At 72.5% G+C, this 18,869-nt stretch carries 14 protein-coding genes; 11 read left to right on the forward strand and 3 right to left on the reverse strand.

Features of this window, described 5'->3' with window-relative positions; genetic code table 11:
* Positions 1–130 precede the first annotated feature (130 nt).
* The 8 genes from ABZS69_RS51120 (at position 131) to ABZS69_RS51155 (ending at position 13,717) form a co-directional block, all read left to right on the forward strand.
* Positions 131–1,618 (forward strand): alpha-L-fucosidase, encoded by a 1,488-nt coding sequence (locus tag ABZS69_RS51120; protein WP_355387471.1) that lies wholly within the window; start codon positions 131–133, stop codon positions 1,616–1,618.
* A 16-nt stretch (positions 1,619–1,634) separates the two neighbouring features.
* Entirely contained in the window at positions 1,635–4,127 is a 2,493-nt protein-coding gene (locus ABZS69_RS51125) for a family 78 glycoside hydrolase catalytic domain (RefSeq protein WP_355387474.1), read from the forward strand.
* Positions 4,124–5,119 carry a hypothetical protein gene (locus tag ABZS69_RS51130; protein WP_355387477.1) on the forward strand — a complete coding sequence of 332 codons (996 nt, stop codon included), beginning with the start codon at positions 4,124–4,126 and terminating at the stop codon, positions 5,117–5,119. The genes ABZS69_RS51125 and ABZS69_RS51130 overlap by 4 nt, the downstream gene beginning before the upstream one ends.
* A gap of 9 nt (positions 5,120–5,128) precedes the next feature.
* Positions 5,129–6,523 carry a glycoside hydrolase family 28 protein gene (locus tag ABZS69_RS51135; RefSeq protein ID WP_355387480.1) on the forward strand — a complete coding sequence of 465 codons (1,395 nt, stop codon included), beginning with the start codon at positions 5,129–5,131 and terminating at the stop codon, positions 6,521–6,523.
* 75 nt (positions 6,524–6,598) lie between these two features.
* Positions 6,599–9,508 carry a BTAD domain-containing putative transcriptional regulator gene (locus tag ABZS69_RS51140; RefSeq protein ID WP_355387516.1) on the forward strand — a complete coding sequence of 970 codons (2,910 nt, stop codon included), beginning with the start codon at positions 6,599–6,601 and terminating at the stop codon, positions 9,506–9,508.
* Positions 9,509–9,861: 353 nt separating this feature from the next.
* The gene (locus ABZS69_RS51145; RefSeq protein WP_355387483.1) at positions 9,862–11,049 is read left to right on the forward strand and encodes a hypothetical protein; all 1,188 of its coding nucleotides are present in this window, start codon (positions 9,862–9,864) and stop codon (positions 11,047–11,049) included.
* Positions 11,046–13,130: a tetratricopeptide repeat protein gene (locus ABZS69_RS51150; protein WP_355387486.1), complete on the forward strand. Its 2,085-nt coding sequence runs from the start codon at positions 11,046–11,048 to the stop codon at positions 13,128–13,130. The genes ABZS69_RS51145 and ABZS69_RS51150 overlap by 4 nt, the downstream gene beginning before the upstream one ends.
* Positions 13,131–13,132: 2 nt before the next feature.
* Positions 13,133–13,717: a flavin reductase family protein gene (locus tag ABZS69_RS51155; RefSeq protein ID WP_355387489.1), complete on the forward strand. Its 585-nt coding sequence runs from the start codon at positions 13,133–13,135 to the stop codon at positions 13,715–13,717.
* A gap of 30 nt (positions 13,718–13,747) precedes the next feature.
* Here the strand turns inward: ABZS69_RS51155 and ABZS69_RS51160 are convergent, their stop codons facing one another.
* Entirely contained in the window at positions 13,748–14,404 is a 657-nt protein-coding gene (locus tag ABZS69_RS51160) for a response regulator transcription factor (RefSeq protein ID WP_355387492.1), read from the reverse strand.
* Positions 14,401–15,393: a histidine kinase gene (locus ABZS69_RS51165; RefSeq protein ID WP_355387495.1), complete on the reverse strand. Its 993-nt coding sequence runs from the start codon at positions 15,391–15,393 to the stop codon at positions 14,401–14,403. Before ABZS69_RS51165 ends, ABZS69_RS51160 begins: the two co-directional genes overlap by 4 nt.
* 322 nt (positions 15,394–15,715) lie before the next feature.
* Between ABZS69_RS51165 and ABZS69_RS51170 the strand changes: the two genes are divergently transcribed.
* The 3 genes from ABZS69_RS51170 to ABZS69_RS51180 all read left to right on the forward strand — a co-directional run bounded on the left by ABZS69_RS51170 (position 15,716) and on the right by ABZS69_RS51180 (position 18,255).
* Positions 15,716–17,002 (forward strand): ArsB/NhaD family transporter, encoded by a 1,287-nt coding sequence (locus tag ABZS69_RS51170; protein ID WP_355387498.1) that lies wholly within the window; start codon positions 15,716–15,718, stop codon positions 17,000–17,002.
* 69 nt (positions 17,003–17,071) lie between these two features.
* Complete coding sequence (locus ABZS69_RS51175; protein WP_355387501.1) at positions 17,072–17,632, forward strand: hypothetical protein; 561 nt, start codon at positions 17,072–17,074, stop codon at positions 17,630–17,632.
* Positions 17,633–17,715: 83 nt separating this feature from the next.
* Positions 17,716–18,255, forward strand: a complete 540-nt coding sequence (locus tag ABZS69_RS51180) for a hypothetical protein (RefSeq protein WP_355387504.1) — start codon at positions 17,716–17,718, stop codon at positions 18,253–18,255.
* A 63-nt stretch (positions 18,256–18,318) separates the two neighbouring features.
* Here ABZS69_RS51180 and ABZS69_RS51185 read toward each other — a convergent pair whose 3' ends face one another.
* Positions 18,319–18,729, reverse strand: a complete 411-nt coding sequence (locus ABZS69_RS51185) for a zinc ribbon domain-containing protein (RefSeq protein ID WP_355387507.1) — start codon at positions 18,727–18,729, stop codon at positions 18,319–18,321.
* Positions 18,730–18,869: the final 140 nt, after the last annotated feature.

Here is an 18,869-nt window from a genome sequence, read left to right on the forward strand (position 1 = left end):
GACAAAACGTTTTAACCCTATATACGGAGATCCCCACTTGCCAGCCCGTCATCCTCCAATGTATGCATTGACATCAGAGGTTGAATAAATATATCATGCGTAAATCGTTTCAATAAGGTAGGTGTGCCCATTGAGAGGGTTTCTGCCGGATTGGGAGTCGTTACGCCGTCACCGCATCCCCGAGTGGTTCGGGGAGGCCAAGTTCGGCATCTGGTCGCATTGGGGCCCGCAGTCCGTCGGGAGCTCCGGCGACTGGTACGCCCGCCACCTCTACGGCATGCAGCCCTGGTCCGAGCCCTGGGAGCGGCGAAGGGCCGAGCGCCAGCACGCCCACTTCGGCCGGGGCGGCGGCGCGAAGGACCTCTTCCCTCGCTGGCGCGCCGAGCGCTTCGACCCCGGCGAGCTGATCGACCTGTACGTCTCCAGCGGCGCCCGCTACTTCGTCGCCCTGGCCGCCCACTGCGACAACTTCGACCTGTGGGACTCCGAGCAGCACGCGTGGAACGCCACCCGCGTCGGCCCCCGCCGTGACATCGTCGGCGCCTGGGAGCGGGCGGCCCGCGCCGCCGGGCTGCCGTTCGGGCTCAGCTTCCACAACAACTGGACCTGGCGCTGGCTCGACGTCGCGCACGGCACCGACCCGGACACCGGCGAGCCGCACGACGGCGGGCTGACCGAGCACGACGGCGCCGGCACCTGGTGGGAGGGCCTCGACCCGGCCGAGCTCTACCCGGAGCGGCACGCCCCCGGTGCCAAGCCCCCGCCCCGCGTGGCGGACCGGTTCTACGCCCGCGTGCGCGAGGCGCTCGACCGCTACCGGCCCGATCTGGTCTATCTCGACGACGGCCGCCTGCCGTTCGACGCGGGCAGCGTGGTCGAGTCGGACCCGGTCAGCACGCGGGGTCTCGACCTGCTCGCCCACTACTACAACAACTGCCCGACCGGCGGCCTGGTGACCGTCAAGGACGTGCCCGACGCCGACCGCACCGCCGTCGTCCTCGACTGCGAACGCCGCCAGCTGGACGCGGCGCAGCCGTACCCCTGGCAGTTCGACACCAGCGACGGCGAGTGGTTCGACTGCTCGGACGACGACCCGATGTTCCACCCGCGCAAGACGTCCCAGCAGGTCGTCCACACGCTGATCGACGTGGTCAGCAAGAACGGCACCCTGCTGCTCAACGTCCCGCAGCGCGCCGACGGCACCGTGGACGACCACGCCCGCGCCCTGCTGGGCGAGGTGGGCGAGTGGCTGCGGGTGTGCGGCGAGGGCGTGTACGGCACGACGCCGTGGCGGCGGGCCGCCGAGGGCGCCACGGGCCTGGGCGAGAGCAAGGGCTACGAGGGCTACAACGAGGCCGACCGCGCCTACCGGCCGGGCGACATCCGCTTCACCCGGCGCGGCGACGCGGTGTACGCGACCCTGCTCGCCTGGCCGGAGGACCGGACCGCCGCGATCACCAGCCTGGGCACCGGCGCGGGGCTGCTGGAGCGCCGCCCCGCCGGGGTCGAGCTCCTGGGCCACGGCCCCGTCGCCTGGCGGCTGGCCGAGGAGGCCCTCTACGCCGACCTGCCCCAGAAACCGCCCACGAAAGCCGCGTACATGATCAAAATCACCTGACCTGGAGCCCATCGCCATGGTGACGAACCTGCGAACGTGCGACCTGATCGACCCCCTCGGCATCGAGATCACCCGGCCGGCACTGAGCTGGCAGCTCACCGGCACCGAGCCGCAGACCGGTTACCACCTACAGGTCGAGCCGGGCTTGTGGGACACCGGCGAGGTCGAGTCGGCCGACCAGCGCGTGGTGTACGACGGGCGGCCCCTGACCTCGCGCACGGCGGCCCGCTGGCGGGTGCGGATCCGCGACGCGGCCGGCCGCTGGTCCGGCTGGAGCCCGGACGCCCGTTTCGAGCTGGGCCTGCTGCGCCCGGACGACTGGTCGGCCTCGTGGATCACCCACCCCGACTGGTACGACGAGGGCAACCCGCGAGCCGGCGAGGGGCGCCCGCTCCCGCTGCTGAAGGGCGAGTTCGTACTGGCCAGGCCGGTCACCCGCGCCCGGCTGCACGTCGCGGGCCTGGGCGTCTACGTCGCCACGGTGAACGGCGCCCCGGTGACCGACGCCGTGCTGGAGCCGCCGTACACGGACTTCACCAGGCGCGTCGTCTACGCCACCCACGACGTGACGGAGCTGCTGCGCGAGGGCCGCAACACGCTCGGCGTCGAGCTGGGCCCGGGGATCGCGCACGTCTTCCCGCACCAGGACCGGTACATGAAGTTCTTCGGCTCCAAGGCCGCCCCGCGCGCCATCGCGCAGCTCGAACTGGGCTACGCCGACGGCTCGTTCGGCCGGTTCGTCACGGGCCCGGACTGGCGGGCCGCCGACAGCCCGACCGTGCGCTCGCACTGGTACGGCGGCGAGGACCACGACGCCCGCCGCACCACCACCGGCTGGCGCCCCGTCACCGTCGTCCCGGGCACGAAGGACGTGCTCAGCTCGCGCGCCTGCCCGCCCGTCAGGGTCACCGAACGGCTGCCCGCGACCGCCAGGCTCGTCGCCACCGACGGCACGCCGGTCTTCGACGTCGGCGCGGTCGTCGCCGGCTGGGCCGAGCTGAGCCTGGACCTCCCGGCCGGCCGTTACCTGCGGCTCGTGCCCGGCGACCAGCTCGACGACTACGGCCGCGTCATCCAGTCCAAGCCCACCACCGGCGCGCCGATCTTCAACACGTACGTCACCAAGGACGGGCCGCAGACCTGGCACCCGAGCTTCCGCTACGACGGCTTCCGCTACGTCGAGGTGCAGGGCCTGCCCGAGCACGTCGGCCCGGAGGCCGTGACCGCGCTCGTGCTGCGTGCCGACAACACCCCCACCGGCGCGTTCGAGACCTCCGACGCCCTGGTCAACGACATCCACACGATCATCGACCGCGCGGTGCGGGGCAACATGTACAGCGTCCTCACCGACTGCCCGCACCGGGAGAAGCTGGGCTGGCTGGAGCAGACCCACCTGCTGTTCGACGTCGTCGCCTACAACTACGACGTGGCCGCCTACTACCGCGAGCTGCTGGTCACCATCGCCGAGGCGCAGACCCCGGACGGGCTGGTGCCGGACATCGCGCCGGAGTTCCTGGTGTTCGACGCCCCCTTCAGGGACGACCCCAACTGGGGCGGCGCGATCGTCCGCATCCCGTGGCAGCTCTACCGCTGGTACGGCGACCTGTCCGCGATGAGGACCCACTACGACGCGATGCGCCGCTACGTGGACTACCTCACGTCCAAGGCCGAGCACGGCGTCCTCGGCCACGGGCTGGGCGACTGGATCGGCCTGGACGACTCGACGCCCGTCCCGCTGGTCTCGACCTGGGGCTACTGGCGGGCCGCGCGCACGATGGCCCGCGCCGCCGGGGTGCTGGGCCGCGACGAGGACGCCAAGCGCTACCGGGCCCTGTCCGAGCAGATCACCGCCGCGTTCACCCGTACCCTCGCCGAGCCCCGCAGCCAGGCGTCGGAGATCCTGGCCTTCGACATGGGCGTCGTCACCGACGAGCGGGTGCTGGACCGGATCGCCGAAGCGGTGGCGGGCGGTGGCATCACGGTCGGCGAGATCGCGCTGCCCGCCCTGTTCAGGGTGCTCGGCCGGGCGGGGCGGCACGACGCGCTGTGGGCGTTCGCCACCTCGACGAGCCACCCCAGCTACGGCTACCAGGTGAGGCACGGCGCCACCGCGCTCACCGAGGCGTGGGACGGGCCGACGCGGGGCCTGTCGCAGAACCACTACATGCTCGGCGCCATCGACTCCTGGTTCTACCGCGGCCTCGGCGGCATCGGCCAGGCCCCGGGCTCGAACGGCTTCCGCAGGCTGCTGATCGAGCCCGCCGCCCCCGGCGACCTGGAGTCGGTGCGGGCGAGCACCGGCACCCCGTACGGCACGGTCGAGGTCTCCTGGACCCGCGCCGACGGGGAGTTCACCCTCGACGTGACGGTCCCGCCGGGCTCGTCGGCCGAGGTGCGGCTGCCCGATCTCGGGCTCGCGCGGCACGCCGTGCCGGACGGGGCGGTCAAGCTCGGGGCCCGCGCCTACGAGGTGCCCGCCGGGCACTGGACGTTCGGGGCGGCTCGGTGATCGGCGGGTACGACGGCGCTCGCGTCAGGACGCCGCACAAGGCCGGCAGGCTGCTGGTCGAGGGGTCGCGGGAGCCGGGCAGGTTCGACGGCCTCTTCGTGGACTGCCCGTTCGTGTGCTCCGACGGCGGCGAGTACCTGATGACGTACGTCGGCTTCGACGGCACCGGCTACCAGACCGCGCTGAGCCGCTCGCCGGACCTCGTGTCGTGGACCCCGGGCGAGGTGATCCTGCCGCGCGACCCCGCGCACCCGTACCGGGGCTACAACGCGGCGCTCACCTCGATCGTCCGCGACAACCGCCTCGGCTCCCCCGGCCAGGTGACCCGGGTGGACGGGCGGGCGGTCGGCACGTACCACGCCTATCCCGAGGCGGGCATGGAGATGGGCGCGGCGGTCATCGGGTTCGTGGCCAGTGAGGACCTGCGTACCTGGGAGGACGTCGGGTCGGTGCTGCGCCCGCAGGACGGCGGCGCGTGGGAGCGCGGCGGCCTCTACAAGTCGTGGCTGCTGCGCCACGACGGCCTCTACTACTGCTTCTACAACGCCAAGAACCGCACCTACGACGGCTGGCGCGAGCAGATCGGCTACGCCGTCTCCCCCGACCTCGAACGCTGGGAGCGTCCGGAGCCCGGCCCGGTCGTCCCGCACGGCGGTCCTGGCGAGTTCGACGAGCGGTTCGCCTCCGACCCGTGCGTGCTGCGGGACGGCGACTGGTGGGTGATGTTCTACTTCGGGCTCTCGTTCGACGGGCACGCCCGGGAGAGCTACGCGGTCTCCCGGGACCTGCACACCTGGCGCAAGAGCGGCGAGATCCTCGTCGACGTGGGGCCGCCGGGCTCGGCCGACGACACGTACGCGCACAAGCCCGCGCTCGTCTCCCACGGCGGGCGGCTCCACCACTTCTACACGGCGGTGCGGCGGGTGGAGCCGTACCGGGTCGGCGAGCACACCCTGGTCGAGCGGCGCGGCATCTCCCTGGCCCATGGATAGGAGAACTAGATGAACCGGTCCCGCAGGAGCTTCCTGGCCGCCGCGGCCGGCGCCGCGCTGGCGCCCCAGCTGGCCGGCCGGGCGGAAGCGGCCCCCGACCTGGGCGGCTGGGCCAGGGTGCCGCTGATCCGGCGGCGGATCAGGCCGCCCCGCTTCCCCCGCCGCGCCTTCCCCGTCACGCGTTACGGCGCGGCCGGCGACGGGACCGCGATGTGCACCGACGCCTTCAGGCAGGCGATCGCGGCCTGCGCGGCGGCGGGCGGCGGGCGCGTGCTGGTGCCCGCGGGGACGTACCTCACCGGCGCGATCCACCTGGCCGGCAACGTCGAGCTGCACCTGGAGGCGGGCGCCACGATCCGGTTCAGCCGGAACCCGGCCGACTACCTGCCGGTCGTCCACACCCGCTACGAGGGCGTCGAGCTGATGAACTACTCGCCGTTCATCTACGCCTACGGGCAGGAGAACGTCGCGATCACCGGCGGCGGCACGATCGACGGCCAGGCCGACGCCACGCACTGGTGGGACTGGTCGGGCGACCCGCCGCCGTCCGAGCGGCCCGACAAGAACCTGCTGGCCGCCATGGCCGAGCAGGGCGTGCCGGTGGCCGAGCGGGTGTTCGGCGAGGGGCACTACCTGCGCCCCAACCTCATCCAGCTCTACCGCTGCCGCAACGTCCTGATCGAGGGCGTGACGGTCAAGGACTCCCCCATGTGGAACATCCACCCGGTCCTGTGCACGAACGTGACCGTCCGCGAGGTCACCGTGGACAGCCCGAACGGCCCCAACAACGACGGCTGCGACCCCGAGTCCTGCGTGGACGTGCTCATCGAGCGGTGCGAGTTCAACACGGGCGACGACTGCGTGGCGATCAAGGCGGGCAAGAACGCCGACGGCCGCCGGGTCGACGCGCCCTCCATGAACGTGCTCGTGGACTCCTGCGTGATGCGCGACGGCAACGGCGGCGTGACGATCGGCAGCGAGACCACCGGCGGCGTGCGCTGGGTCTACGCCTGGGACTGCACGATGAGCAGCGCCCGCCTGGAGCGCGCGATCCGCGTCAAGACCAACCCCGACCGCGGCGGCTACGTCAGGGACGTCTACTTCAGGGACATCACGGTGGGACAGGCGGCCGACGCGGTGATCGAGGTGGCCCTGAACTACGAGAACAAGGACACCGGCCCGTACTTCCCCGACGTGGGCGCCATCGACGTGCGCCGCCTGCGGGCCGGGCGGGCGCCCCGGGCGTTCAACCTGATCGGCAACCCGGGCAACCCGATCAGGGGCGTGCGGGTGGCCGACAGCGTGTTCGAGGAGATGGCCGAGGACGACGTCGTGCGCGACGTGACGGGGTTCGTTCTGCGCGACGTGTGGGTCAACGGCCGCCGGGTCGATTCCGGAGGATAAGTCGGTTCCGCTCGCGAAGATCGTCGGCTGGGTAGGCTGAAGGCCGATCACTGAGGGGGACGGCCGTTGGACGGCGTGGAGTTCCGGCTGCTGGGGCCCGTGGGGATCTGGGCGGACGGCAGGTCACTCGGGCCCACGACCGCGCAGCAGCGCTCGGTGCTGGCCGTGCTGCTGCTCCACCCGGGCCGTACGGTGCCGCTCGACCGGCTGGTGGAGGCCGTCTGGGGCGAGGAGTCGCCGCCGTCGGCCCGCAACGCCATCCAGGGGTACGTGTCGCGGCTGCGCCGGGTCCTGGCCGAGATCCCCGGTGTCGAGCTGGCCACCTCCCCGCCCGGCTACCGGCTCGACCTCGATCCGCTGCGCGTCGACCTCTACCTGTCGCGCCACCTGGTCGAGCGGGCGCGGGCGGGCGGCGGGGACGAGGCGGGCCCGCTGCTGCGGCGGGCGCTGGACCTGTGGAGCGGGCCGCCGCTGGCCGGGGTCGCCGGCGAGTGGCTGAGCGACACGTTCGGCGGGCCGCTGGAGGAGGAGCGGCTCGCGGCCGTCGAGGAGCGCATCGCGGCCGACCTCCGCCTCGGGCTGTGCCGGGAGCCGCTGGCCGAGCTGCCGGTGCTGATCGGCGAGCATCCGCTGCGGGAGCGGCTGGCGTACCTGATGATGGCGGCGCTGCACCAGGACGGGCGCAGGGCCGCCGCCCTGGAGGTCTTCCGCGACGCCAGGCGGCGGCTCGTCGCCGAGCTGGGCGTCGAGCCGGGCAGCGAGCTGCAGGAGCTGCACCAGCGCGTCCTGCGCGAGGAGCCGGACGCCGAGCCCCCGGCCGCCGGCGACGCGCCACCGGCCCCAGCGCACACAAGCCCGGCGCACGTAAACCCGGCGCCCGCAACCTCAGCGCACGCGACCTCAGCGCACACAACCCCAGTGCCCACAACACCGGCGCCCACGAAGCCGGTGCCCGCGGAGCTGCCCGCCGCGGTGGCGTCGTTCGTCGGGCGGGCCGGGGAGGTGGCGCGGGTGAGCGCGGCGCTGGCCGGGGGCGAGCCGGGCGCGGTGCGGATCTGCCAGATCAGCGGCATCGGCGGCGTCGGCAAGTCCTCCCTGGCCATCCACGTCGCGCACGCCCTGGCCGCCCAATACCCCGACGGCCAGCTCTACGTGAACCTGCACGGCACTTCGCCGCAGGTCGCCCCCGTCGAACCGGTCGAGGCGCTGGGGCGGTTCCTGCGCTCGCTGGGCGTGGCCGCCTCGACGGTGCCCCTGGACCTGGAGGAGGCCGCGGGGCGGTTCCGTTCGCTGACCGTCGGCAAGAGGTTGCTCGTCATCCTGGACAACGCCAGGGACGCCGCGCAGGTGCGGCCCCTGCTGCCCGGCAGCGCGACGTGCGCCGTGCTGGTCACCAGCCGCCGGATGCTCACCTCGTTCGACGGCGCCGTTCAGCTGTCGCTGGACATGCTGCCGGACGGCGACGCCCTGACCCTGCTGAGCGGCGTGGTCGGCGACGAGCGGATCGCCGCCGAGCCCACAGCGGCGGGCGAGGTGGTCCGGCTGTGCGGGGGCCTGCCGCTGGCGCTCTGCCTGGCCGCGGCCCGGCTGCGGGCCCGGCCGTCGTGGAAGGTGTCGGAGCTGGCCGGGCGGCTGGCCTCCGCCCACCGCCGCCTCGACGAGCTGCGGGCCGACGACCGGGGGGTGCGCGCCAGCTTCCAGGCCGGCTACCAGGGGCTGAAGTCCGACCTCGACGGGGTCGCGGCGGCGCGGATGTTCCGGCTGCTCGGCCTGCTGGACGTCCCCGACCTCGACCTGCCCACGGCCGCCGCGCTGGCCGGGCTCCCCGAGGAGCGCGCCCAGCGCCTGCTCGACCTCCTGGTGGACGCGCAGCTCGTGCAGGACCGCGCCCCCGACCGCTACAGCCTGCACGACCTGCTCCGGCTGTTCGCGCGCGAGCGGGCGGCGGAGGAGGAGGGCGAGCCGGCCGGAGAACAGGCCGTGGAGCGCGTGCTGCACCACCACCTGGCCACCGCGCGCACGGCGATCAGAATGCTGAAACCCGCCTACACGTGGCGCAACGAGGTCGGCCCGAGCTCCCTCACGCGTCCCGGGCTGGCGCTGCGGACGAACGAGGACCTGCGGGCCTGGATCGACGCCGAGGAGGACAACCTGCTCGCGGTCGTCGGCCAGACCCGCGGCACGGCCTTGGTCGAGCTCGGGATCGCGCTGGCGGTGACGTTCGCGGTCCCGCTCTACTACGCGGGCCGCTGGCGCGTTCTGCTGGCGGTCAGCGAGGCCGCGTTGCGGTCTGCCGAGCACACCGCGGAGCCGTTCCAGGAGGCCGTCGTCCTGGGCGACCTCGGCTGGGCACACGTGTGCATGGGCAACCAGATCGTCGGCATCGCCCACCTGAACCGATCGCTGGCCATCCACCGGCGGCTGGGGAACACCCGCCGCGCGGCCGCCCTGCTCGACCACCTCGGCATCGCCTACCGCGGGGCGGGCCGCTTCGACGAGGCCGCCGACCATCACCGGCAGGCCCTCGCACTCATGGACGACCGCTACGGCCAGGGTGTCATCCTCACCCATCTGGGGCTGGTCTACCAGCGGGCCGGGCGGTTCGCCGAGGCCGTCGAGGCCGGCGTCCGATCGGTCGAGATCATGGAGGAGGCGGACGCGGCGCTCGACACGGTGACCGCCCTGGCCAACCTCGCGGAGGCGTACCGGCTGGCGGGCGACCCGGACCAGGCCGTCAGGCACCACCGCGAGGCGCTGGCCCGGCACCGGGCCGCGGGCCACGGCGGCGACTACGTCGAGGCGGAGAGCCTCTGGGGGCTCGGGCACGCGCTGAGCGAGATCGGCGAATGCGGCCAGGCCCGCCGGCTCTGGCACAGGTCGGCCGCCATCCTGCACGGCCTCGGCCTGATCACCGCCGAGGAGCGGCACTCGATCGAGAACGCGGACGTGCCGGACGTGCCGGACGTCATCCAGCGCATGCTCTGATCCCCGGGCAGAGGGCCACTACCCGCTCCCACAGCGCGAGGAGTGGTCCTGGTTCGCGCCCGCACGCCCGTGGCTTCATGGGAGTGCGGCCGGCGCGGGCCCTTCCACTCTCCCCACGCCGGCCGATTCCCGTCGCGTTGCTCGCGACTTCGCCACGTGATCCGAGGGGGTGACTCGATGACCAAGATGACCGTGCGCAAGCCGGGGGCTATCCGCCTGACGGCCCGCTGCGCGTACTACTGCCCGTGCTGCGGCTAGCCGCCGGCACGGCGGCATGAACGAGTGGCATGAACGAGATCCCGGGGACGGGGACGCCCCGGGATTCTCCTTGATCATGAATGAAAGGGGAGGACATGGACGGCAGCGTCGGCACGCGCGTGCGGCTGCAGCCGCTCACCTACGTCGACGAGGGCGACGGGGTCATGGTGGGACGCCCGGACACCGGCTCGTACGGCCTGTTCCCCCGCGAGGGCGCCGAGCTGCTGCGCTGCCTGGAGGCGGGCGAGACGCTGGAGTCGGGCGCGCGCGGGTGGCACGAGCGGACGGGCGAGCAGCTCGACGTCGAGGACTTCCTGGGCATACTCGACGACCTCGGGTTCGTGGTCGGCGAGGGCGAGGAACGGGCCGCGCCGCCGGCCGTGCGCTGGCGGTGGCTGGGCCGGGCGCTGTTCTCGCCGCCCGCGTTCGCCATGTACGCCGTCGTCGTGGCGGCCGGGGTGGCGGCCATGGTGCTGGACCCCGGCCTGCGGCCCGGTTACGAGCGCATCTTCTTCACCTCGAACCTGTCGTTCATCCCGATCGTGCTCGCGCTCTCCCAGTTCCCCCTGCTGCTGCTCCACGAGGGGTTCCACGCGCTGGCCGCGCGGCGGCTGGGGCTGCCGTCCACGCTCGGGGTGGGGCGGCGCTTCTACTACCTCGTGGCCGAGACCCGCATGGACTCCCTCTACAGCGTCCCGCGGGCCCGGCGCTACCTGCCGCTGCTCGCAGGGGCCCTGGTGGACGCCGTCGGAGTCGGCGCGTTCACGCTGCTCGCAGCGGCCGGACGGCAGTGGGGGTGGCCGCCGTGGCTGACCGGGCTGCTGCTGGCCCTGGCCTTCAGCGGGGTGCTGCGCATCCTCTGGGAGTGCCTGTTCTACCTGGAGACCGACTTCTACTTCGTCATCAACACCGCCACCGGCTGCACCGACCTGCACGGCGCCGCCAGGCAGCGGGTCAAGGGCCTGCTCGCCGCGGTGCTGCGGCGGCCCGCCCGGCAGAGCGACGAGGAGTGGTCCGAGCGCGACCGCGCGGCGGCGCGCTGGTACGCGCCGCTGATGGTGGCCGGTTACGGGCTCTCGCTCGGCACGCTGCTGGCGGTCGGCGTGCCCGCCGCCGTGCGGTTCTGGACCACCGTCGCCCACCGCTTCGACCGTACGCCGACCGTCTGGGAAGCCGTCGACACCGCCGTCTTCGTCCTGCTCGCCCTGGCCGAGCTGGGCCTGCTCGCCTACGTCACGATCCGCGACCTGCGCCGTCGCAGAATCGAAAGGAACTCGTCATGACCGTCCGCCTGCCGGCACGTGCCGGCCAGTTGATCGGCCGTCACCTCCTCGAACTACGCGGCCATCGCCGGCTGCGCGGCCCGTACACGGCGGGGGGTGAGCTGCTGCGCCGGCTGGTGCCCGAGCTGACGGCCGTCGATCCGGCGCTGGTGAAGCCCGCCGCCACGGCCGTGGTCGCGATCGCGCCCGATCTGGAGTCCGACGTGCCCATCCGGCCGCAGACCCTCACCGACCTGGCCAAGGGCGACGAACGAACCCGCTTCTACGCGATCCAGCGCACCCGCGATCTCGCGTTCATGGTGTCCGAGCTGGTGAACCTCTGGGTCAGGACGTGCCACCCCGAGGGGGTCACGCTGATGTTCAGGGAGCTGACGGAGGCGGACCCGACCGACGTCCAGCTGTTCGGGACGCTGCGCCGCCGCCGCGACCCGGCCCTGCTGGAGGTGGTGGACGCCGACCTGGTCAGCTCGCCCGTACGCCTGCGCGGCGGCGGGGACCCGGCCCAGCGGTACGTGGACTCCGACGGCACCAGCGCGGACCCGGCGGAGCTGGCGGCGTACGAGTCGCTGGCCGGGGCCGAGCGCGAGCGGCGGCACAGCGAGCGCGCCCGCCTGCTGATCGGGCTGAACGAGCCGGGCAGCCAGCTCGGGGCCGTCCCCTACCACCTGGAGCGCGGCGAGAACCCGGCCGAGGCCCTGGAGTGGCTGGTCGCCGGGCAGAACCAGGCGTTCCGCGAGGGCTACTACGAGGCCGCGCTGGACCTCGGCCGCCGGGGGCGCGCGCTGCTGGCCTACGCCGACGACCCCAAGACCCACAACTACCTCACCAAGCGGGTCATCGGCGCGCTGACGTACCTGTCGCGCTGCGACGAGGCCATGGAGGTGATCGACGAGCACCGTCGCGAGACCACCGAGGTCGCCGAGCAGATGAACGACGCCTACATGATGGCGATGATCTACACCCGGCACCTGGAGAAGGACCGGCTGGACCAGGACAAGGCGCTGTCGTGGGTGAACACGGCGCTCGCGCTGGCCGAGGGCGCCCCGGACCCGGAGCGGCACGCGTTCTACAGCGCGTTCATGCGCAACGCCCGCGCCCTGGTCGAGCTGCACCGCGGCAACCTGCCCGGCTCGCTGGACCTGGTCAACCAGGCGATCGAGATCCTCGACGAGCACCTCGACCCCGACCAGCACCAGCTCCACCGCACGGTGCTGATCAACAACCGGGCGCGCGTGCTGCTGGGGCTGAAGGACTACGACGGCGCGATCACGGCGTTCGACGAGGTGCTCACCCGCGACCCCGAGTACGACGAGCCGTACTTCGACCGGGCGGTGGCGCTGAAGGCGAGCGGCGACATCGAGGGCGCGCTGCGCGACCTCGACCACGCGATCGAGCTGAGCGTGGCCTTCACCGACGCCTACTACAACCGCGCCGACCTCCGGCTGGACCTCGGCGAGGAGGAGGCGGCGCTGGCCGACCTCGACACCGTGCTGGACATCGACCCCGACTACACCGAGGCGCTGCTCAACCGGGCCGCCCTGCTCATCGGCGCCGGCGACCTGGAGCGGGCCGCCGCCGACGTTGACCGCGGCCTGACGCTGCAGCCCGGCCACGCCCACCTGTGGTCCGCCAAGGGCCTGCTGCGCGCCGAGCAGGACGACGAGGCCGGCGCGCTGGAGTGCTACGCGACCGCCCTGCGGCTGGACCCGGAGCTGGTCGAGGTGTACGGGAACCGCGCCGTCCTGCACTTCACCGCGGGCCGCGCCGCCGAGGCGGTGGCCGACCTCGACCGGGCCATCGCGCTCAGGGACGCGGCGATGCTGCGGGTCAACCGCGGGATCGGCCGGCACGAGCTGGGCGACGCCGCGGGCGCCGTCGACGACTACGACGCCGCGCTGGCCTCGGGCGAGGTGGACCCGGCGGACGTGCTGTTCCGGCGCGGGCTGAGCCACCACGCCCTGGGCAGCCACGGCCGGGCCGCCGCCGACTGGGACACGCACCTGCGGCTCATGACCGAGCGCGGCGAGGTGTCCGAGCACGCGGACGAGATCGCCCGGCTCAGGGCCGCGCTGGTGCGGTGACCATGTCCTCCCCGCTGTCCTCCCCGCTGCCGCCGTCCCCGCTGTCCTCCCCGCTGCCCGCCCGTCCGGGAGAGCTGCCCGCCCGCGCGGAAGAGCGGCCCGGCCGGGCCGCCGGCCCGGAGGAGCTGCGTGCCGTGATGCGGCGGCACGCGGCCGGGGTCGCCGTGATCACGACCAGGGGCGGCGGGCCGGTCGGGTTCTGCGCGACCTCGCTGGCCTCGGTGTCGCTGGAGCCGCCGACGGTGTCGTTCGGGGTCGCCCTGGGCTCCACGTCGGGGCGGGCCTGGCGCCGGGCGGCCCACGGGATCGTCCACCTGCTGCGCTCGGACCAGGCGGACGTGGCGTCGGCGTTCGCGGTCACCGGGCCGGAGAAGTTCGCCGGTCCCGTGGAGTGGCGGTGGGGGCCGTGCGGGCTGCCGCTGCTCGACGGGGTGCCGGCGTGGATGCTGGTGAGCACGCGTACCCGGCTGGTGGTGGGCGACCACCTGCTGGTCGTGGCCGACGTACGCGAGACCGTGGTCGAGACCGTGGTCGGGCCGGGCGGCGGCCCGCTCGTCCACCACGACGGCCGGTTCCTGGCCCTGTGATCAGGGCTCGGCGGATCAGGGTTCGGCAGATCAGGGTTCGACGAGGCCCGCGCGGATGGCGTAGCGGGTCAGGTCGAGGCGGTCGCGCATGCCGAGCTTCTGCAGGATGTTCGCCCGGTGCCGGTCCACGGTCTTCACGCTGATGACGAGCGTCTCCGCGATCTCCTTGGCCGAGTTGCCCTCCGCGATGAGCTTGACGATCTCCTCCTCCCGGGGCGTCAGGATGCTCTCGGGCATGCGCTCGCCCTCGCGCGACCGCTGCAGGTAGTCGCGGATGAGCGCGGTGACCGCGCCGGGATAGAGGAACGGCTCCCCGCGCATCGTCGCCCGGCACGCCTCCAGCAGGTCCTGGTCGGCGACCGACTTGAGCACGTACCCCGAGGCGCCGACCTTGAGCGACTCGAAGAAGTACTGCTCGTTATCGTACATGGACAGGATCAGGATGCGGATGCCGGGCGCGCGGCGGGAGATCTCGCGGGCCGCCTGGAGGCCGGTCATGCGCGGCATCGCGATGTCCAGGATGGCCAGGTCCACGGCGTCCTCCGACGCGGCGGCGACGGCCTCCGCGCCGTCGGCGGCCTCGGCGACGACCTCCAGGTCGGGCTCCGCGTCGAGGATCATCTTCAGTCCCCGGCGGACCAGCGCGTGGTCGTCGGCCAGCAGGATCCTGGTCTTGGCAGTGGTCACCGCGTTGGGCTCCGATCGTTCGGGATGGTCAGGTGGACGCGGGTGCCTTCGCCCGGCGGGGAGTCGACGGTCAGGCGGGCGCCGATCAGCAGGGCGCGCTCGCGCATGCCCCGGATCCCGGCGCCGTCCTGGTGCGCGCCGCCCTTCCCGTCGTCGCAGACGCGCAGGGTCAGCCGCCCGTCCTGCGTGGCCAGTGACAGCTCGGCACGCGTGGCGCGGGCGTGCCTGGCGATGTTCGTGAGGCTCTCCTGGGCGATCCGGTACAGCACGAGCTCGACGTCCGCGCCCAGCCCGGGCAGGTCGTGCTGGACGGAGCGGGTCACGTGGACCCCGCTCATCTGCGAGACGTCGCTGCACAGAGCGCTCAGGGCGGCGTGCAGCCCGAGGTCCTCCAGCACGCCGGGGCGCAGCCGCCGGGCGACCTGCCGGACCTCGTCGAGGCTGGCGCGCACGGTCTCCTGCACGCCGTGCAGGTCCTCCCGCAGGTCGTCGGGCGCGCGGTCGACCACCCGCTTCAGGCCGAGGAGCACCACGGTCAGGCTCTGGCCGATCTCGTCGTGCAGCTCGCGGGCGATGCGCCGCCGCTCGCCCTCCTGGGCGGCCAGGGCGTGGCCGCTGCTGGCGCTGCGCTCGGCCTCCAGGCGGTCGAGCATCGCGTTGAACGCGGCGATCACGTGGGTGAGGTCGCTGTTGCCGCCGTCGGTCAGCCGGTCGCCGGTACGCAGCAGGTCCACCCGCTGCATGAGCGTGGTCAGCTCGTCCAGCGGGGCCAGGCTGCGGCGGAGGAGCAGCGCGTTGGCGGCCAGCATCAGCGCCAGGCCCACGATCAGCACCGGCACCTCGGCCAGCATCAGGGGCGCGGACACGGTGGCCGGGGAGATCGCGAGGACGAAGGTGGCCACCGCGAACACCAGCCCGTTGATCATGAACAGCCGCCAGAACAGCGCCTGCGCCGGGCTTCTGGTCGTCCTCTTCGCCCCGTCGGTCATTCCACCAGCCTCTTTGTCTCCCGGTACGGTTGTCGATCCGGCCTGACCCCCATCCTGCGCGACGCCCCTACATGCTCCGTCCCTCCCCGTATGGGTGCTGGACCCAATGGTGCCGGGCCTGCCCGGACCACGAGACTGGGGCGGAGCCGCCGCCCGCGAAGGATGACCTCGAAGCGGCGCGCGCGACGAGACGATCATCCTGGAGCGGCGGCTCACCAAGCCCGAAACCGTTCCGACTCCGGAGGTCGATAGTCGTGTGCCGCCAACCCCTCTTTGTATCGTCATGCCCCGCCGCCCGATCCGGGCCGCCGGGTTGTGACGGATGAGCGCATTTGTAGCCCTCGCGATCTTCCTGGTCGCGTTCTTCTTCATCGCCACCGAGAAGGCCGACAAGGTCAAGGTGGTGCTCATAGCCGCCGGGCTGATGGCCGTCCTGGGCCTCGTCCCCGGCGCCGAGGTGTTCTTCTCCGAGCACGAGGGCATCGACTGGAACGTCGTCTTCCTGCTGCTCGGCATGATGATCATCGTGGGGATCATCAAGCAGACCGGGGTCTTCGACTACCTCGCCATCTGGGCCGCCAAGCGGTCGCGGGGCAGACCGTACCGGCTGATGGTCATGCTGATGGCGATCACCGCCGTGGCCTCGCCCTTCCTCGACAACGTCACCACGATCATGCTGGTCGCGCCGGTCACCGTGATGGTGTGCGACCGGCTGCGCATCCCCGCCCAGCCGTACCTCATCGCCGAGGTGCTGGCCTCCAACATCGGCGGCGCCGCGACCCTCATCGGCGACCCGCCCAACATCATCATCGGCAGCCGGGCGGGGCTGACGTTCAACGACTTCCTCGTCCACATGGCGCCGATCGTGGTGGTCGTCTTCGGCGCGTTCGTGCTGCTGACGTGGGTGCTGTTCCGCAGGTCGTTCCACTACGACGCCGAGCACGCCGAGGCGGTGATGGCGCTGGACGAGCGGCGGGCCATCACCGACCCGCGGCTGCTCGTCCGCTGCCTGGTGGTGCTCGGCGCGGTGATCGCCGGGTTCGCGCTGCACGCCGTGGCGCACGTCGACCCGTCGATCGTGGCCCTGGTGGGGGCCGGGGTGATGCTGCTGGTGTCACGCGCGAACGTCCACGAGGTGCTGCGCGAGGTCGAGTGGTCGACGCTGGTGTTCTTCATGGGGCTGTTCGTCATGGTCGCGGGCCTGGTCCACACGGGTGTCATCGCGGCGATCGGCACGTGGGCCCTGGGCACGGTGGGTGACGACTACTTCGTCGCCGCGACGGCGCTGCTGTTCGGCTCCAGCGTGCTGGGCGCCTTCTTCGACAACATCCCGTACGTCGCCACGACCGCCCCGATCGTGGAGGGCTTGGTCGCCGAGATCCCCGACCCGGGGACCGGGCAGGCGCTGTGGTGGGCGTTCGCGCTGGGCGCGGACTTCGGCGGCAACGGCACGGCGGTGGCGGCCAGCGCCAACGTCGTGGCGCTCGGCATCGCCGCGCGTTCCGGGCACAAGATCTCCTTCTGGCAGTTCACCCGGTACGGCATCGTCGTGACCATCATGAGCACCCTGATGGCCTGGGCGTACGTCTGGTTGCGCTACTTCGCCTGAGGGAGATCAGGGGAAAGTCAGGGGCGATCACCGATGAGCGCCCCTGCGTGAGGGGGCATCGTGGCCCTCATGAACCGCCTCACCCAGATCTCCTTCACCGCGGCGCCCGCCACGCTGCTCGCCGGCACCCTCCTCCTGCGTCTCCCGGACGCGGACTTCGCCGGCGGGCCGTGGTGGGCGGCCGCGCGCGCGGTCCTGCTGGCCGGGTTCCTGATGTTCGGCGTCATGATCATGGCGCTGCGCGGCATGGCCGGGCCCGTGACGGGCGGGTGGCGGGCGGCGGTGGACACGGCCACGGGGCTGGCCCTGCTCAGCGCCGCCGCCAACGTCGTCGGCCTCATCGTGGACCTCTACAACAGGTTCGAGAGCCAGCGCGTCATGGCGTGGGAGCCCCTCGTCTACGGGGCGGCCTTCGCCGCCCTGGTCGGGCTGGCGTCCGTCCTCGCGGCGCTGCGGCGGGTCACGGTGGTGAGCGCGGTCGTCACGGCCATGGGCGTGGCGGTGCTGATCGGCGGGCTGCTCCAACCGGCCCTGACGCCGGTCGGCATGGCGCTCATCTGGCTGGGCACGCTGCTGCTGAGCCGGGGCCCCACCGAACCCGCGGGGCAGATGGGTTACCGGCTCCCCTGAGATCGGCGCGATCACCCGGGCCCCGAGCGGGTACGTCCATGAAGGTCCCAATTCCCGGCCTTCAATGAAGGAAGTGGTTCTCCATGCTCTACGTCTTCGGCTTCGACCGGGTCGGCGTAGCGGTGAGCGACATCTACTTCGTCGACCCCAACCCCGCCAACGGCCAGGAGGGCGCCGAGCGCGGCGTACGCCTGGAGCTGCGCAAGCTGGAGCCGGGCGAGCTGAAGGGGTCGATCTACTCGGCCCGCCCCATCACCGTCGAACGGCCTCTCTGGCGCATCGACCTGCTCGAGTCGGTCAACGGCACGCCCGGCAGCTTCGACCGCACCCACCATCACCCCGGCATCGACGGGTGGGAGCCGGGGCGGCGGGTGTTCGACAAGGAGCTCTCCGGCGAGCCGCTGAAGTGGCTGGGCGAGCGGCTGGCCGACCTGGAGGGCGTGCTCGACTCGGCCGGGGTGGACCGCGACGAGGTGAGCCCGGCGGACGTGGCCGGGCTGCGCGAGCGCGCGCAGGAGATCGTCGACACCGTCGGCCGCCTCCTCGACGGCGTGCGCTCCGGCGACCTGGCCACCCCGCCGGGCGACTCGTCGGCCACCGGCGTCCGGGCGAGCTGGCTTTGACTTCCTCCCCGGCGTAAACGCCGGGGACTCCCCCACGTCGCCGTGGGGGACTTACTGCTTCTTCTACGCCGCCTGCGCGTTGTAGGTCGCGGGCGGCGCCAGGGTCGGAGTTGCCTCGCCTGGTCTTACCTGCCCTCCACAGTCGTTTATGCCGTGTCCAGCCAGCCCGGCGGCCACGGTAGAACCAGATATACCGATGTTGCGCACGCCCTCGGTCAGGATGTTGATCGCCGCGGCGATGTCACGGTCGTGATGCTCCCCGCACGAGGGACAATCCCACTCCCGCACCTCCAACGCGAGTTTCCCGCTCTTCCAGCCGCAGCACGGGCACAACTGCGACGACGGGAAGAACCGTCCGATCTTGACCAGGGTCCGGCCGTAGCGGGCGGCCTTGCCCTCCAGCAACCGGGCGAAGGCGCCCCAGCTCACCTCGCGCACCGCTTTGGACAGCCGCCCCCGAGCCAAACCCCGCACCGACAGCGTCTCGATGCATACCGTTTGGATGCCCCTATGTTCGTCAGTGGTCAGGCTGGGTCGGGAGCGTGGTCGGCTGTTGCTGCTTTGATCAAGGAGTAGACCTCGCGGGCGACGTAGCGTTTGAGGCAGCGGATGAC

This window comes from Nonomuraea sp. NPDC005650 (genome assembly GCF_040605375.1).
GTDB lineage: Bacteria > Actinomycetota > Actinomycetes > Streptosporangiales > Streptosporangiaceae > Nonomuraea.

Bases quoted from the DNA above. Each gene is read 5' to 3' on its own strand.
- ABZS69_RS51125 (WP_355387474.1), top strand. From the start codon at position 1,635: ATGGTGACGAACCTGCGAACGTGCGACCTGATCGACCCCCTCGGCATC.
- ABZS69_RS51135 (WP_355387480.1), top strand. From the start codon at position 5,129: ATGAACCGGTCCCGCAGGAGCTTCCTGGCCGCCGCGGCCGGCGCCGCG.
- ABZS69_RS51145 (WP_355387483.1), top strand. From the start codon at position 9,862: ATGGACGGCAGCGTCGGCACGCGCGTGCGGCTGCAGCCGCTCACCTAC.
- ABZS69_RS51150 (WP_355387486.1), top strand. From the start codon at position 11,046: ATGACCGTCCGCCTGCCGGCACGTGCCGGCCAGTTGATCGGCCGTCAC.
- ABZS69_RS51155 (WP_355387489.1), top strand. From the start codon at position 13,133: ATGTCCTCCCCGCTGTCCTCCCCGCTGCCGCCGTCCCCGCTGTCCTCC.
- ABZS69_RS51165 (WP_355387495.1), bottom strand. From the start codon at position 15,393: ATGACCGACGGGGCGAAGAGGACGACCAGAAGCCCGGCGCAGGCGCTG.
- ABZS69_RS51170 (WP_355387498.1), top strand. From the start codon at position 15,716: ATGAGCGCATTTGTAGCCCTCGCGATCTTCCTGGTCGCGTTCTTCTTC.
- ABZS69_RS51175 (WP_355387501.1), top strand. From the start codon at position 17,072: ATGAACCGCCTCACCCAGATCTCCTTCACCGCGGCGCCCGCCACGCTG.
- ABZS69_RS51180 (WP_355387504.1), top strand. From the start codon at position 17,716: ATGCTCTACGTCTTCGGCTTCGACCGGGTCGGCGTAGCGGTGAGCGAC.